A 15,506-nucleotide genomic window follows, 5' to 3' on the forward strand; every position below is an offset into this window, starting at 1 on the left:
CGCTACCGTCACAAAGTTCGGTGGTCAAAGTCGGGGGGTCGGAGATGTGGTGCGACCTCAACGCCAAGGTGATTCGAGCCTTCTATACCGCGACCTCTGAGCCGGTCTCCGAAACCGCGGCCGCGGATTATGTACCCAACCAGGACCACCGATGAGGCCTACGACGTCGTGATGACCACCGCGATCACCGAGACTGGCGCCTCAGGGCAATCTCAGGGATGCGTTCCGTTGCCAGTCGTTGCCGGCCTTCCATACGACGCTGACGTCCACGGTGGAGCAAAGGTGTAGCAGGTCCGGGCGCGGTTTCGAGTCGACAAGAAGGACTAGACGCGGGGATGGATCTATGAAGCGTTGGTAGTCGAGGAGTTGGCCTATGCCCATGCGGATAGCCTCGCGTGTGCTGGTGCCTTTGGCTTCGATGAGCTCGCCGGCCGTCGCGTCATAGAGATCAGTGAACAGGGGTCGCATCTCGTTAGGCGGCACGATCTGCTTTCTGCACACCTCGTGACCGAGTGACCGAAGATGCTCGGCGTAGGACTGGACAAGCGCGGCCTCCCGACGGAAAGCGGTGGTCGGCTCCTCTGGGCCAATCATTCCGTACTGCTCGGTATTCGACGCCTCTACCGGTATAGAGGTGACACGGCCGGCCGCAGTGGGGGTCGCAGGAAGGGGCGCGTCGAACGGCTGGACGGGTCCCTCAGGGCGTAGCCGGAACATGATGACCGTCCGAAGCGGCCCGCCGCCGGTCTCGGGGGCTTCGCTGGTATACCAGGGGCGGTCAGGGTCCACCTCGAACGGTCCCAGATACTCGACACCTTCTTGGACGGCACGGAAGAGGCGAAGGGTGCGGCCCTGCTCTCTGTGGCGCAAGATGGCCAGGTTTCCCTGGGTCATCTGCTGATCTCCGAGCTGTCCTTCCCCGGTGTAGTGGAAGCAGCCATCGTCGCCCCACCCATCGAAGTAGCCATGTGCCCTCCCTCGCTCCGGATTGACGAAGATCAGAACGTTGGGCGTGGTCCGGGACGGACCGATACCGCCTTGTCTGCGACCGCCGTACCGCGCGTGGATGTCGCGCCGCATCGCGACCACCCCCGGCTGGATCTCCCAGAACACGTCAGCGGTCTCGCGCACACCGGTGGCCTGCGCCGCCAAAGCGCTTAAAGCGTAATCGATATCCACTGTGTAACCGTACGGCGCGTGCCCCTTGGTGTGATGCCTGGATGTCGCTACCGACGCACGAACAGACCTCTGTTTTGCAAAGTGGTTTCGGTTCGTCAGTCGACGTCCGCGCCCGTGCACGGTGGGTGTTTGTTCCGATGCTGCCCATGATCGTCTGATCGCTTGGCTGCTCGAACCTAAACCTGCAGGTCAACGGCTCGACGTCGGGTTGGCCGGTCTCTGTCGAACCCGCTTACGCGAACATCGCCTCTCGTGCCACCCGCGAGATTGGCGAGTTCAGCATGATCGCGTCCAGGAGTTGTGGTGTATGGAGAGTGGCTCCGTGTGGAACCAGTCGCCCTTCCGGAGGTCGAACGGTCTACGTTCCCCGGCGGGCTTACGCGACCGCGGTGATCCCGCCCGGCTTCACCGCCTCGCTCCTGGCCCAGGCCGGCCCGCCGGCATCCGGGGGGTCGGAGGAGGCGGCGGTCCAGACAGAAGGGGCCGATCGGTCCAACTGCTGACCCGATGTTTGCACCATGCGCAGGGTTTGATGTTCATCCTTCGGACTTTCAGTCTTCATCAAATTCTCCGTGTCCTCGCCATGTTCGGGTGGGTCGTTATTTCGCGGGCAGTGATCATGTGGTGCTTGGAATGGCGTCGCAGTCGCCGGGCGCGTCTTTGGCTGGGTAAGGGGCGGCGTCGCCGGAGTGCCGTACCGCGCTAATTAGGTCGAACCAGGCCGGAATGTCTCCCGGGAATGCCTGAAAGTGGATAGTCTGCGCGAGCTGTTTCCGGTGGTCGGTGCCTGTCGTGCTCCGGCGATCGCTCGGTTCCGGCGCCCGCCAGGGTGGTCCGGTACGGACTCCAGGCAGGGAGCGCCCAGGAATGGACGGCCGTTCTCAGGTAGGACCTCGGCTGAGGGGAACGCTGACGCGCATCCGCCGGATCGCCGTAGGCATGGTCGTGGCTGTCGCGCTCGGCGCCGGCGCCGTGCATCCGGTCGCGGAGACTGCCCAGCTGGCCGGGCCGAACGAGTCGATGGTGATCGACGGGGTCGGCGCGATCACGCTCGCGGCGGCCCTGGAGGACCTCGCCGCGGGGGTCACGCCCCAGGACATCGTTGTCGAGGTGGAGCTCGGTGACGATGTGGACCGCGCCTTCCTGGAGGATCTCGTCGCCGAGCAGAACTCCCGGCAGGGGTCGCTGAGCGACGTGTTCAAGCAGAATCTGCTCGCGCTTCCGACGGACCTGCCGGGAGGCGCGGCCGATGTCGGCGCCTACCCGGACGTCGACGGCGTCGTCGAGGTGACGGACACCGTCCTGCGCGTGACCATCCCCGCGGCCGAGGTAAGCACCCAGGTGAGCGCGCTGTTTCACACCATCGCGATCGCTCTCGGCACCGGGCTGGGCATGGTGGTGCGTGCCGCCTGCATCGGGGGGACGGCGGTGGCCGGCGCGTTGTGCGCGGCCATTGGCGGCGCGATCGGCGGGTTCGCCGGGCAGTTCCTGGTGCAGGCGATAGACAAGAAGCTCGGCACGCTCGACGCGTGGGCCAAGATCATCGTCTCCACCGTCATCGGCGCCGCGGCCGGCTACGCCTGGGAAACCTGGATCAAGAACTGGGCGAAAGACGACCTGCCCGGCTATTTCGCGGCGATCGGCCGGACCGCGGTCAAGGTCGGCAAGACGCTGGCGGGCTGGTGGACCGGCGGCGCCGGCGTGGCCCTGGAGGACGCGGGCCTCGAGCTCCAGAACCTCGCGCCGATCCTCGAACGCATCGCCCGGGACGCGGCGGGCGCGGCGTCGGTCCTGTCCGGGATACGCCTGATGCCGGTGGGTGACTCGATCACCTACGGCGTCGGGTCGTCGGACGAGAACGGCTATCGGGACGAGCTGTGGGACTCCCTGAGCCAGACGGTGCTGACGCTGGACTTCGTGGGCTCCAACTCGTCGGGGACCATGTCCGACAGGAACCACAACGGGTGGCGGGGCGCGGTGATCGACGAGATCGCGAACGTGGCGGTCCCCGACGCGGCGTCGATGCGGCCGAACGTCGTGACGCTGATGGCGGGCACGAACGACATCCAGAAGGACCTGGATGTCGCGGGCGCGCCGGCCCGGCTGGGCGAGCTGATCGACGGGCTGCGGGCGGCCTCGCCGGGGGTGGCGATCGTGGTGGCGACGCTGGTGCCGGTGAAGGGCGACACGGAGGCGCAGAAGCGGCGCAACGCCTACAACGTGGCGGTGCGGTCGCTGGTGGCGGACCGGCAGGAGGGCGGGCAGAAGCTGGTGCTCGCCGAGATGGGACCCATGACGGACGCCATGATGTACGACCGGCTGCACCCGAACGACGCCGGCTACGACTACATGGCGGTCCAGTTCGACGGCGCCGTCCGGAAGCTGCTGGAGTACGGCTGGGTGAGCGAACCGGCGGCCGTCGACGGCTCGGGCGGAGGCTCCGGCGGCGGCGAGGCCGGTACGTGCGCGGTTCCCGGCGGCGGCTGGGAGGCGCTCGGCCGGATCGCGCAGGGCCCGATCAACCCCGACAGCTCCAGCGCCGGCGTGATCGGCGACGTGCACCTGGCCGACTTCGACGGGAACGGCAGGACCGACTACGCGATCGTCACCGACACCGGCGCCGTCTACCTGTGGACCAGGATCACAGGTGGTTGGGAGAACCGGGGCAAGGTCGCCTCCGGCAACGGGGTTGCCGGTCGCGGGCCGCAGGTCCGCTTCGCCGACCTCGACGGCGACCATGACGCCGACTACCTCGTGCTGCACATCAACGGTTCCGTCGAGGCGTGGCGCAACGACGACGCCTGGATCAACGGCAGCTCCGCCTGGACGTCGAAGGGCGTCGTCGCCTCCGGCACCGGCGCCGCCGCCGACGCGCGGGTCGTGTTCGCCGACCTCGACGGCGACCTGGACGACGACTACCTGGTGGTGAACGCCGACGGGTCGGTCAACGCCTGGCTCAACGGCAACGTGTTCGTCAACGGGAAGAGCGCCTGGGCCGGGCTGGGCCGGATCGCCGCGGGCACCGGGAACCCGGGCTCGAAGGTGCGCCTGGCCGACATCGACGGCGACCTGGACGCCGACTACCTGGTCGTGCACTCCGACGGCTCGACCGAGGCCTGGACCAACGACAACGTGGCGGAGGACCTGGGCGCGGGCTGGGACTCGATCGGGAAGATCGCGGCGGGCACCGGTACGGGCGGCACGGCGGTGCAGTTCGCCGACGCCGACGCCGACCGGGACGTCGACTACTTCATCCTCGGTACGGACGGCACCGTGACCTGGTGGGAGAACGACGAGGTCGCGACGCGTGACGACTGGCAGAACGGCCTCAGGAGCCAGGGCGTGTACGGCAACCACCTGGCCGACGCCGCGTCCAACGCCAGGTCGGTGACCTTCGCCGACCTGGACGGCGACGGGGATGACGACTACCTCCTCGTCGGGCCCAAGGGCGAGGTCGAGGCCTGGCGCAACGACAACGTCGCCTACCGGGGCACCAACGCCTGGATCAAGATCGGTCGGGTCGCCGACGGCGTGTCCCCGGCCGCCGGCGAGCGGGTCGTGTTCGCCGACATCGACGGCGACGGGCGCGACGACTACCTCGTGGTGGACACCGCCAACGGCCGGGTGCGGGGCTGGCGCAACAACAACCCCTTCGCGAACGGCATCACCGCCTGGGCCGGGCTCGGCGTCATCGCCCAGGGACCGTCGGGGGCCGCCGGGAACGAGGTGCAGTTCGCCGACATCGACGGTGACGGTGACGACGACTACCTGCTCGTGGCGGTCGACCACTCCGTGCGCGCCTGGAAGAACAACGGCACGGACGTCGGCGGCGGCTGGGCCGCGAAGGTCGTGATCGCGCAGCCGCAGGGGACCATCGCCGTCACGGAGCGGACCGTGTTCGGGGACATGAACTGCGACGACCGCGCCGACTACGTCCTGCGTGACCCCGGGCAGAACAACCTGCTCCACGGCTGGTTCAACCTCGGCGGTTTCGACAACCTGTGGTCCGCGAAGAAGCTCGTCGCCTACGGCGTCGCGATGAACTTCCCGGTGGAGGTCCGCCTCGCCGACATCTCCGGCGACGGCCTCGACGACTACCTCGTCGTCGATCCGACGAACGGCGCCGTCCGCGCCTGGCTCAACAGGGGCGGCAACCAGGTGGACGCCTGACCGCGGCCCGGCGCAGGCGGAGATCCTCTCCAGAAGGAGACGCCCGGGTTCCAGCGCTCGCAGCAACGCATCGCACCGACCAGCGCCGCACCGACCAGCGCCGCGACGTCCGCCCAGGCGGCCGCGGTCGGGCGACGTGCGGGGATGACAAGCGAGCTTGACTAGATGGAAAGCGAGCTTTACGTTCGGGACATGGTTGACGAGACCCGCCAGGACAACATGACGCGCGACGCCCGCAGGGCGATCATGATCGACGGCATCCCGGTCTCTCTCCTCGGGATGATCGCGCTTGCGCTGGGCAGCTCGCCTGACCAGAGCGCCGCAGACAAGGGCTGGTGGCTTGGTGTGACCGCCGCCTTCACCCTCGCCGTCGTGTGGGTACTGGTGCGGGCCTTCCGTCGGGCCGACGAGTATCAGCGCAAGATCCAGCTCGAGAGCATGGCGATCGCCTTCGCCGCCGTCCTCGTGGGTCTGCAGGTCGCCGTCCTGCTCGACGCCACCGACATCGTCGGGCTGCGCCCACTCAGCGAGGCGATCGTCATCGGTGGCGTGGGGCTCTGGTTCGCCGTCGCGGACGTGCGCACCCGCCTGCATCGGTGAGGAACCGGTTGCGCACTCTGCGGGCCGAGCGCCGCTGGAGCCAGGCGGACCTGGCCGACCGATGCCAGGTGTCGCGGCAGACCATCAACGCGATCGAGACCGAACGCTACGACCCCGGCCTGCCCCTGGCGTTCACCCTCGCGGACATCTTCGAGCTGACCATCGAGGAGATCTTCTTCCCCGACCGCGCCGACCGCGCCGACGGTCCCGACCGCCCTGCCGCGTCCGGCACGCGTCGATGAAGCGCCCGTCGGACGAGGGCCCGCCGCCCGAGGCTGTGCCGGGCGGCACCGTGGCCCGGCGGATGTGGCGGCTGTTCGAGCCGGTGCATGCCGTCACGTACTTCGCGCCGGCCTGCGCCGGGGCCTTCGAACGCGCGGGCCTGCGCGGTTTCTGGCGCGGCTATTTCGCCGGGCGGTCGGCGCCGCTCGGCCCGGTTGGCGCGGGGCCCGTCGTCGGATGTTTCTTCGGGTTCGCGCCGGCGATGGTCTCGCGGGCGCTGCCGGAGGTCTGGACGAGGATCACGCCCGCGGAGGCGCTGGACGCGCGGCTCGCCGGTGCTCGCGAGGCCCTCGGCCAGGTGCTGGGGCAGCCTGGTCCGGGCGAGGCGGCTCATCTCTCCGAGCCGGCCGACCTGACCGAGCTGGCCGGTCTGCTGCGGGCCGCCGCCGAGCACGCCCCGGTCGCGGGCCGCGTCCTCGCCGCCGCGAACGCGGCCCTGAGCTGGCCGTCGGATCCGCTCGGCGTCGTCTGGCATGCCACGACGATCCTGCGTGAGCATCGAGGTGACGGTCATGTGGCTGCTCTGGTGACCGCTGGTCTTGACGGTGTCGAGACCGCCGTCTGGAGGGCCAGCATGGGTGGCGTCGGGAGGGAGGACTTCCAGCGCGTGCGCGGCTGGTCCGACGACGAGTGGACGGCCGCCGCCGGCAGGTTGCGCGCCCGTGGCTGGCTCAGTACCGCAGGCCGGCCGACGGAGGCGTCGCTGTCCGCCTTCAGATCGATCGAGACGACGACGGACCGGGTAGCCGCCTCGGTCTGGGACGAGCTCGGCACCGACGGAGTCGAACGCTGCGCGGCGCTCCTGGCTCCCGTCGCGCGCCGGGCCGCCGCGTTGCTGCGGTGGCCGAACCCGATCGGTGTGCCCGATCCACGCGAACCGATCTCGGGGTAGCCGACGCCGGCCGTGGCGGCGACCGGTTTCGGCCTCGCCCCCCGATGCGTAACCAGCACGGCAGGCTGACCGTCAGACGGGCCCGATCGTCGCGGGGGCAGGGCGGTCGGGGTGGAACGATATCCATCGGCACCGGCGGCGGCCCCACCGGCGGCGGCCCCAGCAGCGGGGGCACCAGCAGCGGTGGTGATGGCCCGGTCATCCCGGCGTGCTCGTCGCGGCAGAACCTGGAGGATGCGCGATGCGTGAGGGCTCGGACGAGACCAACTGGGCCGGGAACATCGTCTACCGGGCAGAACGGTGGGCCGCGCCGACGTCCGTCGAGGAGCTGTGCGAGATCGTGGCCGCCTGTGATCAGGCCCGGCCTGTCGGCACACGTCACTCGTTCAACACGATCGCGGACACGGCGGGGACGCTCATCTCGACCACCCGGCTGCCTGCCCTGTTCCGGCTCGATGCCGACGCGCGTGAGGTCACCGTGAGTGCCGGGACCCGCTACGGCGATCTCGCCCGCGAGCTGGACGCGCGGGGCTGGGCGCTGCGGAACCTCGGCTCGCTGCCCCACATCTGTGTCGCCGGTGCGTGTGCGACGGCGACGCATGGCTCCGGTGACCGTAACGGGAATCTGGCGACTTCCGTCGTCGCGCTTGATCTGGTCACCGCGTTGGGTGACGTCGTCACGGTTCGCCGGGATGTGGACCGCGACTTCGCCGGTCATGTCGTCGCACTCGGTGCGCTGGGGGTGGTCGTGGCGGTGACGCTCGCGATCGTGCCGACGTTCCGTGTTCGTCAGAACGTCTACCAGGGCCTGGCGCGCGCCGCGTTGCTGGACCATCTCGACGAGATCTTCGCCGTGGCCTACAGCGTCAGCGTCTTCACGACCTGGTGCTCCGACTCATCCCTGCTGTGGGTGAAGCAGCGGGTCGATGCGGTCGACGAGGCCGCTCCGGCGCCGGGGGAGATGTTCGGGGCCGGAGCACTGCTCCATCCGGTCCACCCGATATGCGGCCTCGACCCGATCCACACCACGCGACAGCTTGGCGTTGCCGGCCCTTGGCATGAACGACTGCCGCATTTCCGGGCGGGCTTCACCCCCAGCGCCGGAAACGAGCTGCAGTCGGAGTACTTCGTCTCCCGCGACCGCGCCGCCGCGGCGGTTGAGGCGATCCACCAGATCGGCGAGCAGATCCGGCCAGCCCTGCACGTCAGCGAACTGCGCTCGATCGCCTCCGACGATCTGTGGCTCAGCCCCACCCACGGCCGCGCGGCGATCAGCCTGCATTTCACCTGGCGGCCGGCCGAAGCCGCCGTCACCCGCGCGGTCGCCGCGGTGGAACGCCAACTGGCCCCCTTCGAGCCGCGCCCGCACTGGGGAAAGATCTTCACTCTGCCCGCGGAGACGATCCGCGCCGCCTACCCACGAGTCGCTGATTTCACCGCGCTGGCCGAACGCCACGACCCGACCGGTGTCTTCCGGAACACCTTCCTGGCGAACACGCTGGGCCTGACCTGACCAGGCCCTCGACGGGATGATGCGGGCATGGTGACCACGCCTGCGGGAGCGTCGACCGGGGGAGCCGAGCCGGTGGTCGGCGCCGCGGTCGCCGAGGTGGTCCGGCTGGCCAGCGAGCTGATCGCGATCGACACCACGAACACCGGCGACGCGGAACGGAGAGGCTCCGAGCAGCCTGCCGCGGAGTATGTGGCGGCGCGGCTGGCGGAGGCCGGGTACGAGCCGGCCTACGTGGAGTCGGGCGGCCGGGGGCGTGGCAACGTCGTCGTCAGGCTGCCCGGTGCCGACCCGGCGCGCGGCGCGCTGTTGGTGCACGGCCATCTGGACGTCGTTCCGGCGGACGCGAGCGAGTGGTCCGTGCACCCGTTCTCCGGCGAGGTGCGGGACGGCTACGTCTGGGGGCGCGGCGCGGTCGACATGAAGGGCATGCTGGCGATGATGCTGGCCGTCGCCCGCGCCCTGCGGCGTGGTGGCGCCCGCCCGCCGCGCGACCTGATCTTCGCGTTCGTCGCCGACGAGGAAGCCGGCGGGTTTCAGGGCGCCCGGTGGCTGGTGGAGCACCGCCCGGAGCTGTTCGAGGGCGCCACCGAAGCGATTGGCGAAGTCGGCGGGTTCTCGGTCACGCTCGGCGCCCAGCGGGACGGCACACCCGGCGGACCTCGGGTGTATCTGGTGCAGACCGCGGAGAAGGGCTCGGTGTGGCTGCGGCTACGAGCACGTGGAACGGCTGGCCACGGCTCGTTGCTGAACGAGGACAACGCGGTCGTCAAGCTCGCCGCCGCGGTCAGCCGGCTCGGCGGGCACCGGTTTCCGCTCGTCCTCACCGGACCGGTGCGCGAACTGCTCCAGGGCCTGGCGGAGCTGACCGGGCATCCGTTCGACGAGCGTGACCCGCAGGCCACGGTCGCCCGGCTGGGTGGCCTGTCGCGCCTGGTGGGAGCTGCGCTGCGGGATACGGCCAACGTCACGATGTTCGAGGCCGGCTACAAGTCGAACGTCGTGCCGTCAGTGGCGCGGGCCACCGTCGACGGCCGCGTGCTGCCCGGTCGGGAGGCCGCGTTCCGGGCGGAGGTCGAGGCTGTTCTCGGGCCGGAGATCGAATGCGAATGGGCGAGCCTGCCCGCGGTTGAGACCAGGTTCGGTGGCGCGCTGGTGGACGCGATGGCCGCGTCGCTGGTCGGCGAGGATCCGGGTGCGCGGATCCTGCCCTACCTGCTTCCGGCCGCGACCGACGCGAAGTCGTTCCAGCGTCTCGGTATTCGCACGTTCGGGTTCGCGCCGCTGCGGCTGCCCCCCGACCTCGATTTCACCGCCCTGTTCCATGGCGTCGACGAACGGGTTCCGGTCGACGCGCTCGAGTTCGGCACCCGCGTCCTGTACCGCTTCCTCTTGTCATGCTGACGGTTCACGATCCTGCCGCCGCGGGCGACCTCGCCGACCCTGTCGGCGCCCGGGCGCGCCGCAGACGGTGACCCGGGCGACCAGGAGTTTGCGGCCTACGGTGTTGGCTCAGGGTCGAAAGGCGCTACACGTTCTCGCGGTTCAGCAGGTGGCGGCCGGTGACGAACGGCAGGTCGCCGTGGTTGACGATGCCCGGGGCCGCGGCGACGACATGGGGAATCGCGTTGATCGCGGGCATCGCGGTCGGCCCGGCCGAGGCGAAGTGGGCGCTGCCGATCGGCGCGAGCCGTACCTGGACACCGGGGTCGCCCTCGATCTCCAGGACGTAGCCGTCCTCGACCGGCCAGTTCGGCGTCATCTGGTCGCCAACCTTCCAGACGAAGCGACACTCGATCACCGACCGGCCACCGGAAATGCCGGCGATGACACCCTTGAAGCCCGAGATCTGGCCCTTCTCCAGCTTCATGAATCCGAAGTCGACGTCGTCGGTCGCGGCGGCGAACTCGGCGGTGAACCGGACCTCGTCGAGCTCGATCGCGAGGGCCTGCGCGAGGACGCGGATCTGCTCCTTGAAGGACCCGCAGTTGACCTCGATCATGCCGGGGGCGGCCGGGTCGTCGGGGTCCAGCCCGATGCTCATCGCGCGGAACATCCGCTCATTGGCATAGCCGCTCATGTCGAGTGACTCCAGCATCGAGATCCGGTCGATCCGGGTGCACATCGCGCTCGCCGCCAGCACGGTCATTCCCATGTGCCCGGGGTAGACGCCAGTCGTGTAAAGCGAGGACCGGCCGCGTTCGCAGGCCGCCGCGAGCCGGTCGCGGACGTCCTCGCCGTAACCGGCGCCGGCGAGCATGTACATCGTGGACACGATGTTCACCCCGGCTGACAGGATCCGGTCGAGCTGGTCGAAATCCGGCCGGTAGGCCATGTAGGCGACGCAGTCCGGCTTCAGCGCCAGCAGCGCCTCGACGTCGTCGGTCGCCGTGACGCCGATCGGCGCGATCCCGGCCAGCTCGCCGACGTCCCTGCCGACCTTCTCCGGCGAGTAGGCGTAGCAGCCGACCAGCTCCAACGCCGGATGCCCGACCAGCCCGCGGACAGCGGCGGTCCCCGTCTTTCCTGTCGTCCACTGAACGACACGCAGCTTGCTCATCGAAATCACCGTCTCCTCGAGGTCTTCGTCTTCGTCTCCGTCTCCGCGGGTCCGGGCCTACCGGGCCTGCCGCTCGGGCGGGCGGGTCGAGGTCTCCATGAGCGCCCGCCAGGTCAGGGTGACCTCGCCGCGCGGCATGGCCAGCGACCGGGTGGTGATCCACTCGTCGAGGGGCTTGGCCCAGGTCACCGGCCCGTTCGGCAGCCCGTCGTACAGCGACGTGGCCACCGTCTCCGGCTCGGCCGGGTTGAACAGGCCGTTGCGCATCCGGTCGAGCAGATCCTCCGAGTCGGCCCGGTTGCACAGCTCCGGGTCGAGGGTGTCCTTGAAGGCGTTGAAGTTCGGCGACGCGGTCGCACCGACGAGCATCGCGGTGACATCCACACCGTGGTCGCCGAGCTCGCCCCACAGCGACTCGGCGAGGATCCACTCGAAGGCCTTGCCCGCGTTGTAGGTGGCGCTGGTGACGGCGCCCTGCGTGCCGCCGGTGGAGCTGACCAGGGAGATCCCACCCCGGCCGCGCGCCACCATCTTCGGCGCGAACAGGTTGAGCAGGATGAGCGGCGTCGCGCAGTTCGCCTGCACCGACCGCAGCTGCAGCTCGAGCGGATGGGTGAGGAACAGCCCGATCGGCGCCACCGCCGCGTTGTACACGAACAGTCCGATCTCCAGATCGTCCGTCGCCGCGGCCACGATCTCGCCGATCTTCGGATCGGTCAGGTCCGCGGCTAACTCGCGCACCTGCACGCCGTGCGTCGCCCGCACCTCCGCGGCGGTCGCGGCAAGCGTCTCGGCACCGCGGGCGTTCATCACGACGTTCAGCCCACGGGCCGCCGCCTCCAGGGAAAGCGCCCGGCCGATGCCCATCGACGCGCCGGCGATGAAGGCCCACGGCCCGTACCTGTGCTTGAACATGCTTCTCCCACCATTCGGTCGGCGCCGACGAGCGGCACGCTGATGCCTTGCAGGCTGATGCCTTGCAGGCTGATGCCCTGCAGGCTGGTGCGGTCCACGCTGGTGCGCTGCAGGCTGGAATGCTGATGCGCTGGCTGGAATGAGAACGCGGCGGGGTCAGGACCGCACGACGGTGGCCGGCTCGGGCCGGACGAGACCCACCGGGCGCACAAGCGGCAGGTCCAGATGGGTGTGGATCCCGGGCGGGGCGGCGCAGACGGCCGGGATCGCGTTGACGGCGTTCATCGCCGTCCACACCCGGCCCCAGTAACCCTCGTCCCCGGTCGGGTGCCTGCGGGACGGTTCGAGGGTGAGGGTTGTCGACGGCTCGCCCTCGATGCTCACCGAGTATTTGACGGTGCCGTAGCCCCAGTTCGGCTCCAGGTCGTCGGACATCTTCCAGAAGCTGCGGAACACGATGACGGGCCGGCCGCCGGCCAGGGCGATCCACTCGTGGCGCATGCCCCCGACGGTTCCGGCGGGGATCTCGCCCGACCGCACGGTCAGGTCCGTCTTCGCCACCGCGACGTCGAAGTCCAGCCCGTCGAAGTTCATCGCGTGCGACGGGTGTGGCGCGAGGTCCGCGACCTCCTGAACGGTGACCCGGTCGACGCGGGTGCACAGCCGAGCGACGGTCAGCGGCAGCAGGTCACCGGAGAAGCCCGGGTGGATGCCCGCGCCGAACAGGGAGCTGCCGCCGTCCCGGCAGGCCGCGGCGAGCCGCGCGACCGGCTCCTGGTTCGCGAGCCCGGCCGGGAACACCCAGCCCGTCGGCGTGACGATGCTCTTGCCCGACCGCAGGATCCGGCACATCTCGTCGACGTCCGCGTACAGCGGCGCGTAGTTCACGCAGTCCGCCTCCAACGCGAGGACGTCGTCGACGGAGCCGGTCGCCGCGACGCCGACGGGGTCGATCCCCGCGAGCGTCCCCGCGTCGACCCCCACCTTCTCCGCGCTGGTGACGTAGACCCCGACCAGCTCGTAGCCCGGGGTGTCGACGACGTGCCGGATCGAGATCCGGCCGATCGAGCCCGTCGCCCACTGGATGACCCGGTAGGTGCGCCCGGGTAAGCCGGTTTCGGTTGAGGTGCTCATGACAGCCACTGACCTCCGTTGACCGCGAGATGCTGGCCAGTGACGACACTGGCCAGGTCGGACGCGAGGAACAGCACCGCTCCGGCGCACTGGTCCGGCGACGGGACGATCCCCAGCGGCATCTCCGTGGCTTTCGTCCTGAGCCACGCCTCGACGCTCGTGCCCGCCGCCGCCGCGCCGGCTCCCAGACGCTCCAGGTTCTCTCCCAGAACCGGGCCGAGGAAGACCCCGTTCACCCGGACACCCCAGCCGCCGAGGCGCTGGCAGGCGCCCGCGTCGGTGATGTCCGTGGGGACGGACAGCGGCTCCCGGCCGAGTGCCCTGATCTCGGCGGCCACCGCCGCCAGCCGGTCCGCCCGCCGCGCCGCGAGCCTCGCCGGCCCACGTTTCCGGTCGTCCACTGGACCACGCGAAGCGGTGCGGTCGGCGGGACCGTCATGAGACATCTCCTGTCAGGTGTTCGCCTGCGGGGGTTGTGCCTGCGGGGGTTGCGCCCGCGGGAGGCACGCCCGCGGGCGCGGGCTCCAGATGCGCGGCGAGCAGGTCGACCAGCGCGGCGCGCTCGCGGGACGTGTCGAGCGGCTCGCGGGTGGCCAGCTGGGCGAAGACGAGCCCACGCAGCGCCGCCCAGAGCAGGTGACCGACGGCCCGCGCGTCGCCGTGGTGCTGTCGTTCGGCGATCAGCTCCTCGCCGAGGCGCGTCAGCTCGGCCGCGACCAGGGCGAAGTGCTCCCCCGTCTCCGCGTCGCGCTGGCTGCGCGTCGCGACGGCGATCTCCAGACTGGCGCGCGAAGCCGGTGTGCAGAACGCGGCCCAGGCGGCCTCGACGAGCGCGCTGACCTGGTCGCGGACGGAGCCCACCGGGACCCCGAGCGCGGCCATGCGCCGGCGCAGCTCGTCGAAGCTCGCGTCGACGACGGCGGTCAGCAGGCCGTCACGGTCTCCGAAGTGGTACTGGATCACGCCCCAGGTGACGCCCGCCCGCTCGGCGATGTGCTTGGCGCTGGCGGCGGCGAAGCCCTCCTCGACGACACAGCGCACGGTCTCTTCCATGATCAGGGCGCGGGTCCGCTCGGCACGCTCCTGCGCGCCGCTCGCCGGCCGGGTCGGCGCGATCGACCCGCCGCGACGCGTGCCGCGCGACGTCACGGCATCAGGCCGTGGGCCTGGGCGACCGGCAGGTCGGACAGGTGAGTGAGCCCCGGGGGTGCCGCGCAGACCGCGGGGATCGCGTTCACGGCCTTGGCCGCCGTCGCGATGACGCCGGCCATGTTGTGATCGGTGCTCTCGTCACCGACATGGGTGTTGATCTCGACGCCGGGCACGCCCCTGACCACGACCCGGTGCACGCCTGGGCGCCCGTCGGGCGGGAACGGCCACTCGGGCGCGGCCTGGGCGGTCAGCCGGTTCACGTGCTCCATGACGATCGCGGGACGTCCGTGCACGATGCCCTCGACGGCGAAACGGGCGGCGGCGACCTGGCCCGGCTCGACGGTCATCATCGTGCAGGTGATGGTCTCGGTGGCCGTCCAGGTCTCGTGGCGCTCGCGGAGCTCCTCGACCTGCACCCCGAGGCGGTCGGCCAGCAGCCGGATCGGGCCGCCCCAGATCGACGCGAGCACGCCGGGCAGGAACAGGGCGGGCACGGTGTCGGGAGTGGTGCCGAACCCGAAGCTCGCTCCGGTGAACGCGGCGTCGTCATACGTGCCGTAGTCGAAGATCTCCTGCACGAGGATCTCATCGGCCCGTTCGGTCAGGCTCAGCGCCGCGAGCGGCAGGAGATCACCGGAGAAACCAGGGTCGATGCCGTTCACGAACATGGTGGTGCCCCCGGCCGCGCAGGCCGCCTCGATCGGCTCGCGCAGCCAGGCATCGGCGTGGGGCGGATAGACGAGCCACACCAGGGACGTCGCGACGACGTTGGTGCCCGCGGCGAGGAAGGCCGTGATGTCCGCGAGGGCGGCCTGCGGGCGGGTCTCCGCCTGCGACGTGTAGACGACGCAGTCGGCCTTCAACGCCAGCAGCGCCTGCAGGTCGTCCGTCGCGGTGATGCCCGTGGCGGCGTCGAGACCGCAGAGCTCGGCCGCGTCCCGGCCGACCTTGTCGGGGCTGCTGGCGTGTACCCCCACCAGTTCCAGCCCGGGCCGGTTGATGATCGAACGTAAGGAGTGACGACCAACGTTCCCGGTGGAGAACTGGATCACGCGCAGCGACATGGAAGCTCCCGACTGTGCGAGCCGACGACCTCCGAGTGAGCCGACGAC

The 15,506-nt window shown here is 70.3% G+C and carries 13 protein-coding genes; 6 read left to right on the plus strand and 7 right to left on the minus strand.

The window, feature by feature from the left end; genetic code table 11:
- Window positions 1-201: 201 nt before the first annotated feature.
- A complete protein-coding gene (locus AWX74_RS32005) occupies window positions 202-1,179 on the minus strand; it encodes an SRA domain-containing endonuclease (RefSeq protein WP_226931370.1) in 978 nt (325 codons plus the stop codon).
- A 939-nt stretch (window positions 1,180-2,118) separates the two neighbouring features.
- On the opposite strand from AWX74_RS32005, the gene AWX74_RS32010 reads away from it, so the two are divergent.
- The 6 genes from AWX74_RS32010 (at window position 2,119) to AWX74_RS32035 (ending at window position 10,037) form a co-directional block, all read left to right on the plus strand.
- Window positions 2,119-5,349 (plus strand): FG-GAP-like repeat-containing protein, encoded by a 3,231-nt coding sequence (locus AWX74_RS32010; protein WP_091284367.1) that lies wholly within the window; start codon window positions 2,119-2,121, stop codon window positions 5,347-5,349.
- 165 nt (window positions 5,350-5,514) lie between these two features.
- Entirely contained in the window at window positions 5,515-5,949 is a 435-nt protein-coding gene (locus AWX74_RS32015) for a hypothetical protein (protein ID WP_091284369.1), read from the plus strand.
- An 8-nt stretch (window positions 5,950-5,957) separates the two neighbouring features.
- On the plus strand, window positions 5,958-6,191 hold the full coding sequence (locus AWX74_RS32020) for a helix-turn-helix transcriptional regulator (protein ID WP_226931372.1): 234 nt from the start codon (window positions 5,958-5,960) through the stop codon (window positions 6,189-6,191).
- Window positions 6,188-7,123, plus strand: a complete 936-nt coding sequence (locus AWX74_RS32025; RefSeq protein ID WP_226931373.1) for an SCO6745 family protein — start codon at window positions 6,188-6,190, stop codon at window positions 7,121-7,123. The genes AWX74_RS32020 and AWX74_RS32025 overlap by 4 nt, the downstream gene beginning before the upstream one ends.
- A 241-nt stretch (window positions 7,124-7,364) precedes the next feature.
- Window positions 7,365-8,636 (plus strand): FAD-binding protein, encoded by a 1,272-nt coding sequence (locus AWX74_RS32030; RefSeq protein WP_091284373.1) that lies wholly within the window; start codon window positions 7,365-7,367, stop codon window positions 8,634-8,636.
- Between the two features lie 27 nt (window positions 8,637-8,663).
- On the plus strand, window positions 8,664-10,037 hold the full coding sequence (locus AWX74_RS32035; protein WP_091284374.1) for a M20/M25/M40 family metallo-hydrolase: 1,374 nt from the start codon (window positions 8,664-8,666) through the stop codon (window positions 10,035-10,037).
- Window positions 10,038-10,161: 124 nt separating this feature from the next.
- Here AWX74_RS32035 and AWX74_RS32040 read toward each other — a convergent pair whose 3' ends face one another.
- The 6 genes from AWX74_RS32040 to AWX74_RS32065 form a co-directional block, all read right to left on the minus strand.
- A complete protein-coding gene (locus AWX74_RS32040) occupies window positions 10,162-11,193 on the minus strand; it encodes an NAD(P)H-dependent amine dehydrogenase family protein (RefSeq protein ID WP_091284376.1) in 1,032 nt (343 codons plus the stop codon).
- A gap of 57 nt (window positions 11,194-11,250) precedes the next feature.
- Entirely contained in the window at window positions 11,251-12,108 is an 858-nt protein-coding gene (locus AWX74_RS32045; RefSeq protein WP_091284378.1) for an SDR family NAD(P)-dependent oxidoreductase, read from the minus strand.
- A gap of 156 nt (window positions 12,109-12,264) precedes the next feature.
- Window positions 12,265-13,242 carry an NAD(P)H-dependent amine dehydrogenase family protein gene (locus AWX74_RS32050; protein WP_091284379.1) on the minus strand — a complete coding sequence of 326 codons (978 nt, stop codon included), beginning with the start codon at window positions 13,240-13,242 and terminating at the stop codon, window positions 12,265-12,267.
- Entirely contained in the window at window positions 13,239-13,643 is a 405-nt protein-coding gene (locus AWX74_RS32055; RefSeq protein ID WP_242666508.1) for an SDR family oxidoreductase, read from the minus strand. Before AWX74_RS32055 ends, AWX74_RS32050 begins: the two co-directional genes overlap by 4 nt.
- A gap of 34 nt (window positions 13,644-13,677) precedes the next feature.
- Window positions 13,678-14,391 carry a TetR/AcrR family transcriptional regulator gene (locus AWX74_RS32060; RefSeq protein WP_091284381.1) on the minus strand — a complete coding sequence of 238 codons (714 nt, stop codon included), beginning with the start codon at window positions 14,389-14,391 and terminating at the stop codon, window positions 13,678-13,680.
- Complete coding sequence (locus AWX74_RS32065; RefSeq protein WP_091284383.1) at window positions 14,388-15,458, minus strand: NAD(P)H-dependent amine dehydrogenase family protein; 1,071 nt, start codon at window positions 15,456-15,458, stop codon at window positions 14,388-14,390. Before AWX74_RS32065 ends, AWX74_RS32060 begins: the two co-directional genes overlap by 4 nt.
- Window positions 15,459-15,506 lie beyond the last annotated feature (48 nt).

Origin of the sequence: Parafrankia irregularis (assembly GCF_001536285.1) — a bacterium.
In the GTDB taxonomy this organism is placed as follows: Bacteria; Actinomycetota; Actinomycetes; order Frankiales; family Frankiaceae; genus Parafrankia; species Parafrankia irregularis.

Bases quoted from the DNA above. Each gene is read 5' to 3' on its own strand.
- AWX74_RS32010 (WP_091284367.1), top strand. From the start codon at position 2,119: ATGGTCGTGGCTGTCGCGCTCGGCGCCGGCGCCGTGCATCCGGTCGCG.
- AWX74_RS32015 (WP_091284369.1), top strand. From the start codon at position 5,515: ATGGAAAGCGAGCTTTACGTTCGGGACATGGTTGACGAGACCCGCCAG.
- AWX74_RS32025 (WP_226931373.1), top strand. From the start codon at position 6,188: ATGAAGCGCCCGTCGGACGAGGGCCCGCCGCCCGAGGCTGTGCCGGGC.
- AWX74_RS32030 (WP_091284373.1), top strand. From the start codon at position 7,365: ATGCGTGAGGGCTCGGACGAGACCAACTGGGCCGGGAACATCGTCTAC.
- AWX74_RS32035 (WP_091284374.1), top strand. From the start codon at position 8,664: ATGGTGACCACGCCTGCGGGAGCGTCGACCGGGGGAGCCGAGCCGGTG.
- AWX74_RS32040 (WP_091284376.1), bottom strand. From the start codon at position 11,193: ATGAGCAAGCTGCGTGTCGTTCAGTGGACGACAGGAAAGACGGGGACC.
- AWX74_RS32045 (WP_091284378.1), bottom strand. From the start codon at position 12,108: ATGTTCAAGCACAGGTACGGGCCGTGGGCCTTCATCGCCGGCGCGTCG.
- AWX74_RS32050 (WP_091284379.1), bottom strand. From the start codon at position 13,242: ATGAGCACCTCAACCGAAACCGGCTTACCCGGGCGCACCTACCGGGTC.
- AWX74_RS32065 (WP_091284383.1), bottom strand. From the start codon at position 15,458: ATGTCGCTGCGCGTGATCCAGTTCTCCACCGGGAACGTTGGTCGTCAC.